The 18,330-nt window shown below is 43.5% G+C and carries 16 protein-coding genes and 1 tRNA gene; 5 read left to right on the top strand and 12 right to left on the bottom strand.

Going from position 1 to position 18,330, the window contains the following annotated elements; translation table 11 throughout:
- Positions 1–422 precede the first annotated feature (422 nt).
- Positions 423–2,354 (bottom strand): cation:proton antiporter, encoded by a 1,932-nt coding sequence (locus CSV60_RS13850; RefSeq protein ID WP_099632651.1) that lies wholly within the window; start codon positions 2,352–2,354, stop codon positions 423–425.
- 112 nt (positions 2,355–2,466) lie between these two features.
- Between CSV60_RS13850 and CSV60_RS13845 the strand changes: the two genes are divergently transcribed.
- A complete protein-coding gene (locus tag CSV60_RS13845) occupies positions 2,467–3,504 on the top strand; it encodes a glycosyltransferase family protein (protein ID WP_099637389.1) in 1,038 nt (345 codons plus the stop codon).
- A 29-nt stretch (positions 3,505–3,533) separates the two neighbouring features.
- Positions 3,534–3,722, top strand: coding sequence for an SE1832 family protein (locus tag CSV60_RS13840; RefSeq protein ID WP_029053516.1), 189 nt, complete (start codon positions 3,534–3,536; stop codon positions 3,720–3,722).
- Positions 3,723–4,508: 786 nt separating this feature from the next.
- Here the strand turns inward: CSV60_RS13840 and CSV60_RS13830 are convergent.
- Positions 4,509–5,054, bottom strand: a complete 546-nt coding sequence (locus CSV60_RS13830) for an RNA polymerase sigma factor (protein ID WP_099632070.1) — start codon at positions 5,052–5,054, stop codon at positions 4,509–4,511.
- Positions 5,055–5,168: 114 nt separating this feature from the next.
- Positions 5,169–6,419, bottom strand: coding sequence for a hemolysin family protein (locus tag CSV60_RS13825; RefSeq protein WP_099632071.1), 1,251 nt, complete (start codon positions 6,417–6,419; stop codon positions 5,169–5,171).
- 244 nt (positions 6,420–6,663) lie between these two features.
- Here CSV60_RS13825 and CSV60_RS13820 point away from each other — a divergent pair, with 244 nt between their 5' ends.
- A complete protein-coding gene (locus CSV60_RS13820; RefSeq protein ID WP_099637387.1) occupies positions 6,664–8,046 on the top strand; it encodes a dipeptidase in 1,383 nt (460 codons plus the stop codon).
- A 191-nt stretch (positions 8,047–8,237) separates the two neighbouring features.
- On the opposite strand, the gene CSV60_RS13815 is transcribed toward CSV60_RS13820, so the two are convergent.
- The 6 genes from CSV60_RS13815 to CSV60_RS13790 all read right to left on the bottom strand — a co-directional run bounded on the left by CSV60_RS13815 (position 8,238) and on the right by CSV60_RS13790 (position 12,091).
- On the bottom strand, positions 8,238–8,834 hold the full coding sequence (locus tag CSV60_RS13815; RefSeq protein ID WP_099637386.1) for a nitroreductase family protein: 597 nt from the start codon (positions 8,832–8,834) through the stop codon (positions 8,238–8,240).
- Positions 8,835–8,938: 104 nt separating this feature from the next.
- Complete coding sequence (locus CSV60_RS13810) at positions 8,939–9,424, bottom strand: amidase domain-containing protein (RefSeq protein ID WP_233189635.1); 486 nt, start codon at positions 9,422–9,424, stop codon at positions 8,939–8,941.
- Between the two features lie 45 nt (positions 9,425–9,469).
- On the bottom strand, positions 9,470–10,198 hold the full coding sequence (locus CSV60_RS13805) for an amino acid ABC transporter ATP-binding protein (protein WP_099632074.1): 729 nt from the start codon (positions 10,196–10,198) through the stop codon (positions 9,470–9,472).
- A gap of 25 nt (positions 10,199–10,223) precedes the next feature.
- A complete protein-coding gene (locus tag CSV60_RS13800) occupies positions 10,224–10,892 on the bottom strand; it encodes an amino acid ABC transporter permease (protein ID WP_083034879.1) in 669 nt (222 codons plus the stop codon).
- Position 10,893: 1 nt separating this feature from the next.
- Positions 10,894–11,715 (bottom strand): transporter substrate-binding domain-containing protein, encoded by an 822-nt coding sequence (locus tag CSV60_RS13795; RefSeq protein WP_099632075.1) that lies wholly within the window; start codon positions 11,713–11,715, stop codon positions 10,894–10,896.
- Positions 11,716–12,018: 303 nt separating this feature from the next.
- Positions 12,019–12,091 (bottom strand) — tRNA-Ala (locus tag CSV60_RS13790).
- Between the two features lie 73 nt (positions 12,092–12,164).
- On the opposite strand from CSV60_RS13790, the gene CSV60_RS13785 reads away from it, so the two are divergent.
- Both CSV60_RS13785 and CSV60_RS13780 read left to right on the top strand, forming a co-directional pair.
- Positions 12,165–13,181: a DUF2804 domain-containing protein gene (locus tag CSV60_RS13785; protein ID WP_099632076.1), complete on the top strand. Its 1,017-nt coding sequence runs from the start codon at positions 12,165–12,167 to the stop codon at positions 13,179–13,181.
- A gap of 108 nt (positions 13,182–13,289) precedes the next feature.
- Positions 13,290–13,745, top strand: a complete 456-nt coding sequence (locus CSV60_RS13780; protein ID WP_099632077.1) for a YusW family protein — start codon at positions 13,290–13,292, stop codon at positions 13,743–13,745.
- Between the two features lie 211 nt (positions 13,746–13,956).
- On the opposite strand, the gene CSV60_RS13775 is transcribed toward CSV60_RS13780, so the two are convergent.
- The 3 genes from CSV60_RS13775 to CSV60_RS13765 all read right to left on the bottom strand — a co-directional run bounded on the left by CSV60_RS13775 (position 13,957) and on the right by CSV60_RS13765 (position 18,260).
- Entirely contained in the window at positions 13,957–14,367 is a 411-nt protein-coding gene (locus CSV60_RS13775; protein ID WP_099632078.1) for a hypothetical protein, read from the bottom strand.
- Between the two features lie 372 nt (positions 14,368–14,739).
- Positions 14,740–16,545: an ABC transporter ATP-binding protein gene (locus tag CSV60_RS13770; protein WP_369823646.1), complete on the bottom strand. Its 1,806-nt coding sequence runs from the start codon at positions 16,543–16,545 to the stop codon at positions 14,740–14,742.
- Positions 16,542–18,260, bottom strand: a complete 1,719-nt coding sequence (locus tag CSV60_RS13765; RefSeq protein WP_099637385.1) for an ABC transporter ATP-binding protein — start codon at positions 18,258–18,260, stop codon at positions 16,542–16,544. Before CSV60_RS13765 ends, CSV60_RS13770 begins: the two co-directional genes overlap by 4 nt.
- Positions 18,261–18,330 lie beyond the last annotated feature (70 nt).

The following is an 18,330-nucleotide window of genomic DNA, read 5'->3' as shown; positions in this document are numbered from 1 at the left end:
TTTTTTGGTCATACTTAGAACGCGATAAACCTTGTCACTATCGTATTTCCAAGAGGGAGTCGCCCCAGCTTCCGCTTCAATCCTACGTTTATAGTTGAGGTACGGAGATTCATCACTGAAGATAGTGTATGAATTGTTGTTGACTTTGAACTTAGTTAAGTTCAAGTGATGATCAAATTCAATTTCTAATCACTTACTATCGGTAGTATTTGAATTAGTAAAGCCCTTGAACCTGTTTAGGTTCAAGGGCTTGGTTCATATATATAGAAACGATTACAATCCTAACTTTACTGTACAACAATACGTATCAACCACTCATATTACGAGGGATTGACGCGTAGGATGGGGACTCCGGAAAACGTTCCCACCGAAGCGCAATCCCTAGCCCCAACACTATTGCAACACAATCCACATCTATTAACTCAATCTTTCATGATCTTCGGCGGTGTTTCTCCTGGAATCGCTGGTTTTTCTTGGGGTGGATCTTCCAAGAACTTTGTCTCTACGATTTCTTTCGGTACACTTGCTTTGCCGTTCTTTTCTTCCAGTCGGTCAATTGTCCGCTCGATCGTTTTGTTTAACGTCGAAAGCGCTACGATTGTATCCCCCGTTTGTGCTTGCAGTTCTTTCTCTGCCGTGTAGAACTCCATGTCTCCATTTGCACGGATGATGTACAACAATATCGATTGATCGTCGCGCTCGCGTAAGTACTGCGTGTAGCTATATTGTTTCGTCAACAACGTCTTCCGGAATACGTGCCCTTGATTGATACGTTCATCCAGTTCATGAATCGTCAAGTTCGGTGTGAACAGGAATTGCCCTGTCGCTAGGTTGAACTGTTGATCTGCACTTCGTTTATGTGTGGTCGTTTGAAACAGTAAGTCTCTTCCTAGATCTGGCGTAAAATCGGCACATACGTGTGAGTTATAGGTATCCGTCTTAGTCATGGCCAAAATATAACGGTATGGCGTTAAATCTAAGTGATAGCCTGTATGCTCGGATAAAATATCTCCCTTAAAAGTTGGTATGCTGAGTTTTCGCGCATTAGACAAGCCACCCCAAGAGTCTTCCACAACTAAAACTTTGTGACCAGCAGTACTAATATTCTTCGCAAGTTCCGCTACAAATCTTGTACTGCCGATTAGTACTACGCCCGATTCAATCGGCGTGGCCAAATTCAGTTTCTTGGCAAGCCAGCCAATCGAGAAGCCATGTAAGATGACAGTCGCAAATACGAGTGCGAAAGTCAACGCGGTTAAAAGCTCCGCATCTTTATAACCGTTTTCAAGCAATATGGTCGCAAAATAGCCTGATACAGTCAGTGCCACTATCCCCCGTGGCGCAATCCAACCGATGAGTGTTTTTTCACGATTCGTTAAATCCGTGCCGATTGTTGATACCCAAATCGATAGCGGCCTAACGACAAATAACATCGCGAGTACGTATAGAATAATTTTTGGATTCAATATTTCAATCAAAATATGTGGATTTAACGATGCCGTCAACATGACGAATATTCCCGATATGAGCAATACTGAAATATTCTCTTTGAAATTGCGAATGTCTTCTAAAGTAGTCAGATGCATATTCGCCATCGTCATCCCCATCGCTGTGACTGCCAATAAACCAGTCTCATGCATGATTTCATCCGATAATACGAAGACAAATAACACGAGGCCGAATAAGATTGGCGCTTTTAAATATTCCGGTACCCAGCCCTTTTCAAATGCTGTGCCTAGAATCCGGCTCGTTCCCCAACCAAGAAGTACGGAGAACAATGAAGCACCAAAAAACAGCAACATCGCTTTGGCCGTTACTTCACTATTGACGAATTTGATGACTTCAAATGCAAATACGGCTAGAAGTGCACCGAACGGATCAACGACGATTCCTTCCCACTTTAATATCGCGGCCGCACGGGGCTTTAAACGCGCCTGTCTAAGTAAAGGCAAGATTACAGTAGGACCTGTGACGATAAATAGGCCGCCAATAATGAATGCCACTTCCCATGACAATCCTGCGATATAGTGAGCCGCAAGTGAACCAGCAATCCACGCAATAAATGCACCGAACGTTACGATTCTCGCAACGGGACGTCCAAATCCTTTAATTTCTTTAAAATCGAGATTCAAACTGCCTTCAAATAAGATAATAGCCACTGCGAATGTAATGATGGGTGAATATAGATCCCCCATTGATTGTTGCGGATTAATCAAACCGAAAATCGGTCCAACTAGTAGTCCCGCAATTGCCATCACGACAATCGCTGGCATTCTTGTACGCCACGCTACCCATTGCGACGCTACACCAATTAACACGACCAACATTAAATCCATAACCAACGAATTGAACATCAGGTAGGCCGCCTCCTTCCCTCTTTGAAACCTTTCTAAATCGCTTTCTTCTCATTGTAATAAACTATTCCCATTTTTCATAGGGTAAGGGGAACAAGTAGTTTCAGAAAGGGTGGTTCCAATCGAAAAACAAGTCAAAAAAACAATCGCGATCTATCTTTCCATAACAGAAGGCAAAGGAAGTTATCCTTTACGACGTGCACTACTACTGGCAAATACTTTAAAAAACGAAGCACAAGTCATCTTTTTATACGACCAAGAAACGCCAGTTCCAAGCGAACATTTCACGTGCCATAAAGTAATTGGTCCTTCCTCCTTAATTAAATTAATAGGTAAGCTTCAGCCTGATCTTTTGATTCGTGACAGTGGTCCAAGCTATAAAGAGGAAATGACCAAAATTCATGAACTAGTACCAAGTATTTTACATTTCGACGATTTCGGTGATGGTGGACAATTGGCAGACTGGGTGATCCAGACGCTGTATCCGGAAACTCAGGAACTCTATGCTGAGCACTATATCGTGGGGCCGCAGACATACATGGCAGACGCGTCACTGCAATCTTTTCGGCATGCCGGTTTAAAAAGAAAATCCCCGTCTTCTTCGCAACTTGTCATTTCATTCGGCGATGAGGATCCGGGCAATCTCACATTCCGTGCGTTGCGACATTTAAAGCAACTGCAAATTCCTTTGTCCGTACTGGTACTACTCGGAAAGAATTATCAACATGATGTGAGTGAAATCCAAATGATGGCATTGAGTCGACCGAACACCAAAGTCGTACAAGCCCCGGACAACCGTGCAGAACTGTTCTCAAAAGCCGACATGATTCTGTGTGATGCGGGTTATACACCATATGAAGTAGCCGTTATCGGTGTGCCTTGTATTGTACTTGCCCAAAACGAATTCGAATCAAACCTCGGATTTCCAACCGAGAGAAACGGCTTTACACATCTCGGCCTCGGTCGTAAAGTAACTCAGTCGAACTTACTGAACGCGATCATGGAACCTTTGCTACATGATGCACGTAAGGAACGCGCGATCAAAAAGCAGTTACAGATCGATATCGGGAATAGTGAAGAAAAAGTGCTTGAAGCGATCCGTTATTTGTTGGAGTTCCCTAAACGTACAAGGCAGGATATGTTACACTAAGGGAAAACAGATGATAGGAGTTTTCCCTTATGACAAAGGATCAGTTGGAACAAGAGATCGCAGAGCTTAAGATGGACTACATCAGCCTGCAAGGAGATATGGAGAAGTTGGAGTCGACCGGTCATGTGAAAATGATTGAAAACGCGGAGCTGCGTCTTTCTAAAATGGAAGAGCGTCTCGCGGATTTGAATAAACAGCTTGCTGAAGCGACGAATTAATACGAACAACCTCCATCAAGTATTGCTGATGGAGGTTGTTTTGTAATTTTTGGATATAGAACGGCTGGCTGTGGGGTTGGGGTGGGGATTGGCGCTACGGAGGGGGCGACTTCCTGCGGGCATGGCTTGAGCTTCCTCGTCCGCTAAGTGCAAAGACGTGCTCCTAACGCTTCGCTTTTAATCGCAGAAGTAATTGCTATTCCCGCGGGAGTCGCCCCTCCTACGCGCCAATCCCTTGTCTATTGAACATGTTTAAGTTCAATAGTAAGAGTGTTGGAGTGGCTAGTGAATTAGTGAGTGTGAGGGGATGGAAGCTCCAGCTAGCGGACGCTTTCCCATGGGCTCGGCTTGAGCCTCCTCGTCCGCTTTGCTCCCTGCGGGGTCTCAAGGCTCTCGCTGATCCATCGGGAGTCGCCGCTAGCTTCCGCTTCCATCCTACCCAGATAGTAGGTAGAAATAGATCACTCATTGCCGGTAGTGTTTGACTTCGTGTTGTTTTTGAACTTATTTTAAATTCAAGTACAGTTCAAGTTCAGAACTACTTACTATCTGAACTTCAAAGGTCTTCGAAAAGTATTACCTACTCACTTTGCAACAATAATTAACACACCATCTCCAGTAAGTAATTCAAAGTACCCCCACTATCCACGTAGGATGGAAGCGGAAGTTGGAGCGTCCCCAGCTGGAGCCTCAATCCCCTTGTGCTTACAAATTTACTCTCAACATACACGCCCTAGAATTTAATCCCCTCTTACTCCATAAAAAAAGCCCACAGCAAGTGTGAGCTTAGGCCATAACATACTCCTCAGCTGCCTCGTCTTGTACGAGCAACTCTTTCAGGTACTTCTTCGCGCGGAACAAGCGGGACTTCACAGTGCCGATCGACACACTCATCAACCCTGCGATCTCTACTAACGAATATTGATTCACATAGAAATACTCAATCGTTTTTCGGTAAATACCGTCCAACTCGCTGATTTTCTGTTGCACAAGCTCGGAAATATCATTCTGTTCCATCAATTCAGCAGGAGTTTTCGCATTACTAGGAACCAAATCTAAGATCGGAACGTCTAATGTATCAGGTTGATTCATCACGTATTGACTCTGACGTACATTTTTTCTGTAACGGTCGCGAAATGTGTTCATACAAATCGTCGTCAACCAAGCCTTCATACGGTTGACTTCACTCATTTCACCGCTGTAGCGCACTACTTTTACCCATACGTCTTGCATGAGATCTTCTGCTTCTTCTTTATTGCGAGTCAGTTTAAGACATAAATGATATATATAGCGTCCATATTCTTCGTATAATGCGTTTAAGTCGTTTTTCATAATAAGTAGCCTCCGTTTTATAACTGGTACCCTTATTATCATAGACACACACATTACGAGCTATCGCTTTCTCTTTCAGTAACCTTACAATTGTGTAAGGTTACTTGACAAACTCTACGCTTCAACGACCTCTTCTTTTGGTTCCTGCTTGGTAATCTTTAGGCGCAAAATTCGCGTTCTGTCCATTTCTTCAATTTCAAACAACAACGAATTATAACTAAACTTCTCGCCTTCTTCAGGGATATGACCCACTTCCTGAAAAACAAATCCACCGATCGTATCGTGATCGGTAGGTAACTCTATATCGAGTAGTTCAATCACGTCTTCAATCTCTAAACGTCCTTGACAGACTAGAAGATTCTCTTCTTTTTCGAAGACCATCGACTCTTCCTCCACGTCCGTTTCATCCTCTATATCCTGTCCAATCATTTCTTCAATAATATCTTCCTGTGTGACGATCCCAAGTGTCCCACCATATTCATCTAGCACAATCGCCATATGTTTCTTTTGCGTTAACATACGCTTAAACACAAGCTCAACACTTGCGGTCTGCACGACGAACAAAGGCTGGCGATCAATTACCTCCGCAAACGTTCGCTCGGGAAACATTGACCACTCAATCAACATTTTGGAATAAAAAATACCGACCACTTTGTCGATACTCTCTTCATATACTGGATAGCGGGTATAGAAATACTGCAATACGACGTCACGTACTTCTTCATACGTAGAATCCATCGACAATGAAATAATATCCGTACGGTGTGTTTCCATTACGTCGCTAACATCTTTATCCCGAAAATCTAGCATACCCTTTAGACGGATTGATTCATCCTGACCGAATGTACCTTCAGTAGATGCAATGTCCACCATGGAACGCACATCTTCCTTCGTCAAAGTGGCTTCCGTCACCGTTCCTTTTGAAATTAAGCGAACGAAGAAATTGGTAAACAATGATAGGAATAACGTCAATGGAATCATTAACTTCACGAGCACCGAAATGGGTGGTGCTACAAAATACGCGATACGATCCGCAAATGTTGCAGCAATCGTTTTCGGCAATACCTCTCCGAATATAATCAAAATAACCGTTAAGATCCCTGTCAGTAACCCAATACTCAATCCTTTATCGATTGCAATCATCGTCACAATCGTCGGCATCAAAATATTCGCAACATTATTCCCAATTAATATGGCCGTAATCATACGGTCCGGCTTGGAAATCAATTTTCGTAATTTTATCGATTTAATGTCTCCTTGATCCGCACGCAATTGAACTTTCATTCGATTGATAGCGGTCAACGCCGTTTCACTTCCCGATAAAAAGAAGGACAAAAATAAACATAGTCCCAGTGCAATAAACAATTGCGTCTCCTCCAACGTTTCTCCATTTATTTGTCATCATTCATCATATGTTATTGCCATGAATCCAACATTTCTTATTTCATAAGTATATCACATATATAAACTGAATCGTTAATGCAACATACAGGTAGAACGTATACTTTTATCATTCAGTTCCCTTACCCGTAAGTGCCTAAACCTTAATACCTCACGAATTTCTGCTATACTGTGATATAGAAAATATCCAAAGAAAAGAGGGTTTACCATGACTTCATCACAAGCATTGGATCACTATTTCACAACCAACCGTGACCGCCACTTGGAAGAGTTAACGAGCTTCTTGGCAATTCCAAGCATCAGTGCACTTTCCGAACATCAATCAGATATGCAAAAAGCAGCAGAATGGCTGTCGAATGAATTCGAAACAATCGGTTTGGAAAACGTGTCAATTGAAAAAACAGCTGGACAACCCGTTGTCTATGCGGACTGGTTACATGCTGAAGGTCAGCCAACCATCCTGATCTACGGCCACTACGATGTGCAACCTGTTGATCCGCTTCACTTATGGGAAACACCTCCATTTGAAGCAACAATCCGTGATAATAAATTATATGCACGCGGAGCAAGCGATGATAAAGGGCAAGTGTTTATGCACAGTAAAGCAATCGAGGCGCTGATGAATGTTGAAGGAAAACTTCCTGTTAACGTCAAGCTAATTATTGAAGGAGAAGAAGAAATCGGTAGCCCGAGCCTCGAGGAATATATCCAAAATAATCAAGACAAGCTAGCGGCAGACTTCATCGTCATTTCAGATACAGGCATGTACGGCCCTGGGCAGCCCGCCATTTGCTACGGACTGCGTGGATTAGCCGGCGTACAAATCGATGTGAAAGGTCCTAAAGGCGACTTGCACTCCGGACTCTATGGTGGCGGTGTTCAAAATCCAATCCACGCACTTGTCGAAATCTTGGCTTCATTCCGTGATGCCGAAGGAACTATCGCAATCGACGGATTCTATGATCAAGTTCGCGATCTAACAGAAGAGGAGCGCGCGGGTTGGGCTGCTCTCGACTTCGATAAAGAAGCAGTGAAAAAAGAAGTCGGTGTCAAAGAACTCACTGGCGAGCCAGGCTACACATACACAGAACGTACATGGGCCCGCCCTACACTCGAAATTAACGGTGTATTCGGCGGATTTTCAGGAGAAGGTATCAAAACCGTCCTTCCTTCCGAAGCCGGAGCGAAAATCACATGCCGTCTAGTTCCCGATCAAGAGCCGGATGAAATCATAGAAAAACTACGCGCGCACATCGCGAAACACGAACCAGTCGGATGTGAAGTGACGGTTACTGAATTTGATAAAGGTAAACCTTATTTAACTCCATACGATCACGAAGTCATCCAAGCGGCTGGCAGAGCGTACGAGCAAGTATACGGCGTACCTACCGTCTATACACGCGGTGGCGGCTCCATACCCATCGTCGCTGCATTCGATGAAATTCTAAATTTACCCGTCGTCTTGATGGGCTTCGGACTGGATACAGAAAACTTCCACGCACCGAATGAACACTTCCATTTGGAGAATTTCGATAAAGGACTGCGTGTTATCTGTAATTATTATGGAGAGATCGAAAAACTAGGGCTATGATTTGTGATTTGTGAGCGGATAGATGGGTTGCTTGCGTGCATTGAGCGCTCGTGGCGTTGCATAGAGCGGACGCGTGAGTCCATTGAGCGCTTCTCCCTTCTCACATACAAGAAACAGGCTACTCCACAAATGGGGTAGCCTGTTTTGTATTTCATTCGTATATTTACATGAAAAATGGCACTTTACCACTCTCAAGATTCCTCTTCTTCGTCCACACTACTTCCAAAGTACGTAATGATTTCTTCTACCGGCTTACGTGGTGAGGCTTTCGGTGACGTATCGAAATAGCCGAACTGCAACATGCTGATGATGCGTTCGCCCGTCTCTACGCCTAAACGCTCGCGGAATTTCGGGTGATCGATGAACGGTGGCGTCTTCCAACAAGTACCAATTCCTTTATCCCAAGCAAGCAATTGAATATTTTGAATTAGCGTGCTAGCTGCTGCGTAATCCTCCAGCCGTTCTTTTTGGCGTACATCTTCAGGTACGATGACGAATACAGCTGCACTGGCAGTCGAGAACTTCTTCATTTGTTTTTCAAGATCCTCAGCAGAAAGCTGCTTCCAATTTGCTACACCGAACTCCTTCAAGACGTCCAAAAGCTGTTCATACTGTTCACCTGTCGCTACGATCAATCGCCAAGGATTCCGGTTTCCGTGGTTTGGAGCCCAAACGGCATCTTCTATAATTTCTGGAATGATCTCTGGTTCGATCGGTTGTCCGTTAAAATTCTTAATAGAGCGCCGTGTAACAATGGCCTCTCTTACCGATAATGCTTGTTCATTCACACTCAACCTTCTCCTTTGCAATAAGTATCTATTTTTCATTATACCCTAACTTGGTAGTCTGTTGCTAGAGGCTATGAGAAACACTTTGATGCAGAACTGGATAATTATGAGAAATTATCATTAATTTTAAAAAAGATATACTTCGCATTTGGCGAGTAAGCATAGGAGTCCTTATAATCCCATGTGCGATGATATGCGTTATACGTATGGGCATTGACGAGCGGTGTATCTCCGTCCTTGGCAGTTACAATCGTCGTATGGTCGAAACGCCCGTCTCCATGGAAGTCATACGAAATGATATCGCCTAGCTGTAATTCTTGGGGAGTTTTTACTTGAGTTGCAGTCAGTCCTTTTGTAGAAGTCGCTAAGTACCATCGCATTGAGTGAGCGACGGTATAACTGAAGCTCCATGTGCCTTTACGCATCCACCAACCCTTTTCGCGGTTTGGTTGTCCATGCATCGGTGCTCCACCCGCCAACAGACATTGTGAAATAAAATTCGTACAGTCATCTTCAAAACTGGGGAAGGCAGGGTTTCTGCTATTCCACCAAGTGTCTGCATAGTCTACTGCCGCTTGTCGATTGTACAAAAAAATCCCTCCTTGCCATATCATATGACAACGAGGGACGTTCAATTAGTGATGTAATACTTTCGATAAAAAATTCTGGGCGCGTTCGGAATCGGGATTCGTGAAGAACTTGGCAGGTGATGCCTGTTCCACGACTTTGCCATCTGCCATGAAGATGATCTCGTCACAAATTTCTTTGGCGAAGCCCATTTCATGTGTCACGACGACCATCGTCATACCACTTTCAGCCAGTTTACGGATGGCATCGAGAACTTCGGTGACCATCTCGGGATCGAGTGCGGAAGTCGGCTCATCGAATAGCATCACTTGCGGATCCATTGCGAGCGCACGCGCTATCGCGACACGTTGTTGCTGACCGCCAGATAACCGGTTCGGATACGCATCAAATTTATCTCCAAGACCGAGTGAAGTCAGCAACTCCTTCCCTCGCGTTTCCGCAGCGCTTTTGCTTAGCCCTTTTACATTGATAGGCGCGAGCGTGACATTTTGCAATGCCGTGAGAAATGGATAAAGATTAAAGCTTTGGAACACGAATCCGATTTCAGAACGCGCTTTGTTAATATTCACTTTTCTATCGTGTATGGAAACGCCGTCTACTACAATTTCTCCGTCATCGATAGGTTCGAGCGCATTGATCGTACGAATTAATGTAGACTTCCCTGCTCCACTTGGGCCTATGATGGCCACAACGTGTGATTTAGGTACTTCAAGCGAGACATCTGTCAACACTTGGTTCATACCAAATGTTTTATTTACGTGTTTAATAGAAATCATATCTGGCACTCCTTCACGTCAAGCTTTATGAATTTTCTCTCGCTAATAACTTTTGTTCGATCGCACGAATGATCATGGATAACGTGAACGTCATGGCAAAGTAAACGAAACCGATGAATGTCCATACTTCTATGGAACGCATACTAGTGGCCACGAGATTCTTCGCGTTCAACGTCAATTCCGTCGCACCGATGACCGAGATCAAAGAGGAGTCTTTAATTAGCATGATGAATTGTGAAGCAAGTGGCGGTAGAACTCTTCGGAATGCTTGTGGCAAAACGATCAAACGCATCGCCTGCCAGTAGGTCATACCTGACGAACGAGCTGCCTCCATCTGACCTCTTGGCACACCTTGTATTCCTGAACGAACAATTTCTGCAATGAATGCTGCGGTAAAAACAGCCAACCCAATAATTGATGCCCAATAAGAACCGAGCTTTAAAAATTGACCGAGTACAAAGAAAATCCAAATCAATAGTACAAGCAACGGCACGCCGCGCATGACTTCTACATAGGCTGAGGAAAGAATACGGATGAATCTATTGCGGGAAATTCTACCCATTCCGATAATAATCCCCATCGGAATAGCCAGCAATAATGCGATCGCTGAAATTTCAAGAGTTTTCAGCGCCCCTTCAATAAAGATATCCATATTTTGCGATATTACACTGAAGTCATATTCATAGCCGCCCATATTATTCTCCCGAAACCTTATCTAGCCAGTCGCTTTCTTCAAACCAACGACTTCTTGATGCTAGTTCTTCCGGGCTGTCCACATAGCTGTGCAAGAATGAATTCAACCATTGAATCGTTTCAAAATCATTTTTCTTTACTGCAATTCCGAGATTCTCAGCAGACATCAAACCTTCTACTTGATGAACTTCTCCTTCATGTTCCAAACGCCAAACAGCAATGGCAGGTTCATCATACACAACGGCATCAGCCTGTCCTGAACCCATTGTCGTAGCTGCTAACGGGAAATCCTCGAAGTCTACTACTTCCGCATTTTTGAACTGAGACTTCGCAAGCAATGCGCCCGTAGTCCCGATACCTACCGCAATTTTATTCCCCTTGACGTCAAGCTCTTCCCATGATTTGATCCCTTTATTCGCAGCTGGCACCATGATCGCCTGACCTGTTTTATAGTAAGGATTGGACATGCTAATGGATAATGCACGATCCCCACGAATCGTCATACCTGCGATGACCATATCTACTTCACCTATTTGCAAAGCCGGTCCTAAGCCATCAAATACGAATTGTTTAAACTCTACTTCCGTATTTAACGCTTCACCCACTGCGTTTGCTAGATCGATATCATACCCGACATAACCGCCTTCAATGCTTTTCATTTCAAAAGGGAAATAACCTGGTGCAATTCCAACCACCAATTTTTTGTTGTCTTTAATATTCTTCAACGTGGACTTCTCTGTTGAGCCTGCCCCTCCATCGTTACTGCTACATCCCGCAACGACCAATAATAGGATTAGCAATAATGCTGTAAACATCTTCTTCATACATTTCCCCTTCTCTCTCTTTGCTAGTATAAATATTCTAAATTAATACAATTATAAGATACGGCCTACCAACTGTCTACAAGTATATGTATCCGTTTGCTTGTATACTCCATATATTGGACAAGATCTTATAACGATTACTTTCTATAGTATTCAATATACATTACAATGAATAATTATACAATAGTAAATAGTTTCATTACGCATGGCGAAGGAGAAGATAGGTTTACTAGTACTGTCTCGATAAAAAAAAAACGACAGTCCGTTAGAGATTTCTCTAATGAACTGCCTTCTTTATTTTAATGGAGCATAGGGGGCTCGAACCCCTGACCTTTGCACTGCCAGCGCAACGCTCTCCCAGCTGAGCTAATGCCCCTCATATCTGATACAATATAGAGTATATCAATTGTTCGTTTAAAAGACAATAGGCAAGAAAGGTGGTTAATGGTATGCAGCATGAAGAAAGAGAGTTATCTGAAATTGTTTCTCTGTGTGACTCCAAGGGGCTTCTGAATCCTGAATCAATAGGATACGCACGCAGCCCTTTAGTGAGGAGCAATTTAAGAGGACAGTTCATGAAGAAGAAGCGCTGGAACAATTGGTGCATCTATGGGGAGGATATTTTATTAACCGCCTCGATCGTACACCTGGATCATAAAGTGACTTGTCTAATTTACATACTCAACTATGAAACACAGCGATTCTACGAGAAACATGTAACCCTTCCTTTTGGAAGACGTATTAAAATGCCTGAAGAGGCACTCGATAGTATCAAGTTCGCGCATGACGATATGACGGTTCAATTCGTACATATGCAAGGTGAAACGCATTTGTCCATTGTCATTCCTGATTTTGACAATGAAGTGTTGCATGCAGATTTACATATTATTCATCCCGAGAAAGATGAATCATTAAATGTAGTCATTCCGAAAAGTCGAGACTCATTCCATTTCACTTCCAAACATTCGATTATGCCGACCGGCGGATATGTACGTTTTGGTGATCGACGCTTTGATTTCAATCCCTATTACAGTTTTGCCATTTGCGATTATGGGCGCGGCGTATGGAATGCCAGAACGAATTGGGACTGGGCGATGGCTTCCCAGCGGACAAGCGGCAAACGGATCGGCTTAAATTTCGGCGGTAGTTGGACGGATGGTACGGGGTTGACGGAAAATGCCGTCTTCGTAGAAGGTACGATGCATAAATTTCATGAAGATGTAGTATTCGAAAGTGATAAAGAAGACCCGAAAAGCGCATGGAAAATTCACACAAAGTTTTCGAATGATATCCAGTTGACGTTTAAACCATTTTTCCAATGCCCAACGCTTGATGATTATATTGTACGGAAGATGTCGATTAATCAATATGTCGGCTATTATCATGGAAAGGTTCGATTACCAAGCGGACAAGTTTTACCGATCCGACAAATGCTCGGTTCAATCATGGAGCGAAAGTATCATTAATTGGGCATCTTCCCATTCTCCTGTCGACAAATAGAACATTTTTTTGTTTAAGGTAGTCGTTTTAAGGTGATAATACAAGTAGTATACACTTTAGAAAGGGTGGCGCTTATGTCGTTCATGCGAATGTTATCTATTGCAGGAGTTTCATCTATTCTACTTCTCGGAGGTTGCGCGTCAAAAGACGAGGCACCAAACAATGACGATGCAGTCAGCATTGAAGACGAGAGTAACGGCAGTACCATTAACACGGGTGACGGTTATGGTTTCACGGATTTCGATTTAACGATCAAGAAAGACAATAAGAAAATCGAGACGGATTATGAAGATGTAAAACCTGACGATGCAGAGTACGTCAACGAGTTCCAGGACGTGAATCTGGAAGGCAATGAGGCCATTGACGATATGCATAAAATGTTTATGGAAATTTTGATTGATAGCGGGACTACTAAAGAAGAAGCAATCGATCGCATTTTACAGTGGTATGGACTCGATACGTATGATGAGTTCAAATTGGATGTACAGTTTGCAGATGATAAGACCCTTCATATTGATGAGAAGAAGTAATAACGCGGAACAGGCTAATCATCCGATTATGTCATCCATTCTGTTCACCGGTGCAAAATGAAGCACGTAAAAGGCCGCTAATTCGTTTATGAATTAGCGGCCTTTTACATGCTTATTATTTACTGCTTTAACGTAAATAATAAGCAAATTATACAAACTCCATTACTAATTGACAGTTGTGGTTGGAACCCGTTCATTTAAAAACAATTTATTACCTCTTTACACTATCTAACAAGATAAATCCAAATACCACACCAGCTACTATTTGAATTGTTGAATTTCCGGAATAAATTATTTCCGGTACAAATGGAAGAATACTCTCCCCCGCTGGTGTAAATAGTAGTACACACATAGATAATACACCAAGGGATGGCAACCCAACCCCCATGAATTTAGCCCAATCAAAGGTCCATTGTCTATTCTCTTTAATCTCAATTATAAGTTTTGGCAACCTGAGCAGTATTCCAATACCAACAGGAAATATTGATGAAAACAAAATAAATGATAGTACTTCAAAGTTTTTCATATATTCTTGTTTCAACAGGAACTGATATTTTGCACCTGAATAAATAATAATCCCTATAACCATTGTCCATCCGAAGTAATAAAAAAACCTTCTCATAAGAATGCCCCCTTTTACCAAAACCACTCTTCTTCTATTTAACTCATTTCTCGAACAACCACCGTTCTACTATTTATACGTCCATAACGTGTGAAAGAGTTCGTCTTTTCGAAGACCTTAAATTCAAGTAACTCTGTATAGACCTTCACATTCCATTCTCTCATTTACTCTACTACAGCTATACATAAAATCCCAAAGTTATTCTTATTACGTTTATATATAAAAAAGCACCGCTACATGCGATGCTCGTTTATGTTGTAATTATTCAATTTCATAGACAAACACGTAAGTACGTTTTGTCATCCACTCTCCACCATTAGAAAAAGACACTAGTTGATCGGGAATGGAGTCCGGTGATCAACAGCCCTTCACTTACCCATCATGATTCAACATTCCATGAAACACGCCTTTACGTTCCAGCAGTTCTTCGTGACTGCCCGATTCGAGTAGCTCGCCGTCCGCCAGTACGAATATTTTGTCTGCTTGCTTGATCGTGTTCAGACGATGCGCGATGACGAAGCTTGTTCGACCTTCCATAAGACGTTCCAACGCATCCTGTATTGCGAGCTCTGTCACTGTATCAATGCTGCTAGTCGCTTCGTCAAGCAATAGCAGGGTCGGATCGGCTACTAGCGCACGGGCGATGGATAGCAGTTGTTTTTGTCCTTGTGAAATCTCTTCTCCGCCTGCCGTCAGCACCGTATCATAGCCCATCGATAACTTGTTGATGAAGCTATGGGCGTTGGCTTTTTTAGCGGCTTCTTCGACTTCCCCGTCCGTTGCGTCAAGTCGTCCGTAGCGAATGTTTTCGCGCACGGTCGCTTCGAACAGGAATGGATCTTGCAAAACGAAAGCCATTTGGCTGCGCACAGTTTGACGCGGTAGTTCGTCAATCGGGATGCCATCGAGCAAAATTTGCCCGCTGTCTACTTCGTAAAAACGTGACAGCAATTGCATGATCGTCGTCTTCCCTGCTCCTGTTGCTCCAACGAAGGCCGCTGTTTCGCCTGATTGAACATGGAAACTAAGGTTCTTGATAATTGCTTCTTCTTCATAACCAAATGTTACATTGCGAAACTCGATATCGCCATGTAATGTTTCGATCTGCTTCGTTGCTTCGTCTTTTTCAACAGGTTCGTCCATAATGGCAAACACTCGCTCTGCACCCGCGATGGCGGAGAGTACAGTGTTAAATTGATTAGCCAAGTCATTTAGAGGACGCGTAAATTGCCGTGCGTACTCACTGAAGATGACAATGGTTCCAACCGTTACGCCACCATACCCTGTCACCGCCAGCAGTCCGCCTACCCCTGCAACAATCGCAAACGACAGATTATTCAGCGTGTTCATCACTTTTGGAATGAAACCTGAATACGTCTGCGCCCAGAAACCTGTTGTACGTAGACGTTCGCTTTTTTGTGCGAACTCTCCCATGACATTCTGTTCTTGCGAGAATGCTTTGACGACTCGTTGACCTGAAATCGTTTCTTCAATCATGCCGTTTAATTCACCGATTGCACGTTGTTGTTCTTTAAATAAAATACCCGTACGCCGAGTGATCCAGCGCATTGCAATGAACATTAAAGGAACGATGATCATCGTCAGCAACGTCAATAACGGACTGAGATACAGCATGATGGATACCGTACCAATAAGTGTCAGCACGCTTGAAAACACTTGGATCAATGAGGAATTCAATGTTTGGCTGACATTCTCGATATCATTCGTCACGCGGCTCATTAATTCGCCGTGCTGGCGTTTATCGAAGAAACGGATGGGCAGCTTCTGTAGATGGCCGAATAATTGCGTGCGCAGACGATAGACTGTCTGTTGCGCGATTCCGACCATCCAGTAGTTTTGGAAATACGTAGACAATGAGAAGCCGGCATACACGAGCAGTAAAAAACCAATCTGCATACTGAGCCCATCCACTTTTTTCGGAATGATGAAGTGGTCAATAATGTTTCCGATCATTAAGGGACCGATTAGCGCTAGGGCTGAACTGATTAAAACAAGTGTCAACACGGTGATCAGTAAACCCCGTTGCCGATCAACTAAACGCCAAATACGTGCGAGCACGGACTTCCAGTTACCCGCTTTCCGAACTTTTTTTCGTTGTACTTTTGATAAATCTACTTTCTGGATAATAGGTTCATAGCCAAATGGTTTTCGCATCATGCCACTCCCCCACTCTGTTGCGATTCCGCAATTTCTCGATAGAAGCTAGACGATTGAAGTAGCTCTTCATGCGTACCATAGCCTACGATCTTGCCTTCTGATAATAATAAAATTGCATCGGCAATTTTAGCAGTTTGAATTTTTTGCGTGACAATCAGCATCGTCATATCTTCTTCCCGCAATTCGTCCCATAATGACGACTCCGTTTTAACGTCGAGCGCACTGGTGCTATCATCCAAAATCAGTAAGGATGGTTTACGAATCAATGCGCGCGCAATCGACAAGCGCTGTTTCTGACCACCAGATAAATTCACACCGCGCTGCCCGACACGTGTTTCATAGCCATCTCTAAAGTCTATGACAGACGAATGAATTTGTGCTTTTTTAGCGGCCTCTTCGATTTCGTCGGCAGTGGCATTCGGTTTACCCCATGACAGATTATCAACGATCGAACCTGTGAAGAGCATCGATTGTTGCGGCACATAACCGATTAAATTCCGTAACGTATCGAGTGGCCAGTCTGCGATGTTTTTTCCATCTATCCACACCGTACCTTTCGTCGCTGTGAACATACGCGGGAGTAGTTGCATCATCGTGGATTTACCGGAACCGGTCGCGCCCATGACAACGAGTTTCTCACCCGCAGCAACTTCAAACGATACATCTTTGAGTACGTCTTCAGTCGTTCCTGGATAACGGAAAGAAACGTGTTCAAAACGAACAGAAACTGCTCCTTGGTGGCGATTGTCAGCTATCTCTAGCTTTTCGACATCAGCATCCGCAACTAGCAGTTCTTCCATTCGATCGGAAGACGCTTTTGCGCGAGAGAAGATGACAATTAAAAAAGAAAACATCGAGAAGGCACTTGTCATGCGCATCGTGTAATTGACGATCGCCACGATATCCCCGACAGGCATATCTGAATTGCGGACTTCATCTGCACCGAACCAAAGTACCGCCATGAAGCTGACGTTCATTATAAACAATAACACTGGCAGGATTAATTCCATTAAGCGCATCGCATGTACACTATCTTTTTTTAGTGCACTTGCCGCTTTGGAAAAACGGTCCGTTTCAAAAACACCTCGTAAATAGGCTTTAATGAGACGAACCGCTTGCAAGTTTTCTTGTACGAGATGATTGACACCGTCTAAACGGCGCTGGACTAATCCAAATAAACGGACTCCTTTGCGCGCCATGACAACGAGAAATACCGCTAGGAACGGTGCACCAATCAGTAGAAACACCGCAAGTTTCGGACTGACGACGAATGCCATGATTAGACTACCGATCACCATCAATGGCGCACGTGCCATAATTCGTAGTCCCATGAAAAGGGCGTTTTGGACGAGTGTCACGTCACTTGTCAAACGTGTAATGAGACTCGACGTCGGAAAGCGCAAAAATGCTGCAAGTGAAAACGTTTGGACACGCTGAAATAATGCTTGCCTAAGATCATAGCCAAAACTTTGTGCAGCATGTGCAGCGAAATAGGAATTGACGACGCCCGAAAAGAACGCCACGAAGGCAAGTCCCATCATGACACTCCCCCAGATCAAAACCGTGTTCAAATCCTCTTTCATAATTCCTTCATCTATAATTCTACCGATCAGCAATGGCTGGATTAATTCGACTGATAGTTCAAGTAACATGAGTAAAATGGCGATGAACATTGGCCATTTATAAGGTAGTGCATAGCGGAAAACCGTTTTCATCTGATTCACCCTTTACGTGCCGTCATTGCCTTCATTATGTCATATAGGAATATCGCGTGTACAGACGTAA

Source organism: Sporosarcina sp. P7, assembly GCF_002743425.1.
GTDB lineage: Bacteria > Bacillota > Bacilli > Bacillales_A > Planococcaceae > Sporosarcina.
This window is presented reverse-complemented; position numbering and strand designations above follow the sequence as displayed.

Coding starts and splice junctions, on each gene's coding strand:
- CSV60_RS13800 (WP_083034879.1), bottom strand. CDS start 10,892: ATGGGCGGCTATGAATATGACTTCAGTGTAATATCGCAAAATATGGAT.
- CSV60_RS13850 (WP_099632651.1), bottom strand. CDS start 2,354: ATGTTCAATTCGTTGGTTATGGATTTAATGTTGGTCGTGTTAATTGGT.
- CSV60_RS13775 (WP_099632078.1), bottom strand. CDS start 14,367: ATGAGAAGGTTTTTTTATTACTTCGGATGGACAATGGTTATAGGGATT.
- CSV60_RS13820 (WP_099637387.1), top strand. CDS start 6,664: ATGACTTCATCACAAGCATTGGATCACTATTTCACAACCAACCGTGAC.
- CSV60_RS13780 (WP_099632077.1), top strand. CDS start 13,290: ATGTCGTTCATGCGAATGTTATCTATTGCAGGAGTTTCATCTATTCTA.
- CSV60_RS13785 (WP_099632076.1), top strand. CDS start 12,165: ATGCAGCATGAAGAAAGAGAGTTATCTGAAATTGTTTCTCTGTGTGAC.
- CSV60_RS13795 (WP_099632075.1), bottom strand. CDS start 11,715: ATGAAGAAGATGTTTACAGCATTATTGCTAATCCTATTATTGGTCGTT.
- CSV60_RS13765 (WP_099637385.1), bottom strand. CDS start 18,260: ATGAAAACGGTTTTCCGCTATGCACTACCTTATAAATGGCCAATGTTC.
- CSV60_RS13830 (WP_099632070.1), bottom strand. CDS start 5,054: ATGAAAAACGACTTAAACGCATTATACGAAGAATATGGACGCTATATA.
- CSV60_RS13805 (WP_099632074.1), bottom strand. CDS start 10,198: ATGATTTCTATTAAACACGTAAATAAAACATTTGGTATGAACCAAGTG.
- CSV60_RS13770 (WP_369823646.1), bottom strand. CDS start 16,545: ATGATGCGAAAACCATTTGGCTATGAACCTATTATCCAGAAAGTAGAT.
- CSV60_RS13840 (WP_029053516.1), top strand. CDS start 3,534: ATGACAAAGGATCAGTTGGAACAAGAGATCGCAGAGCTTAAGATGGAC.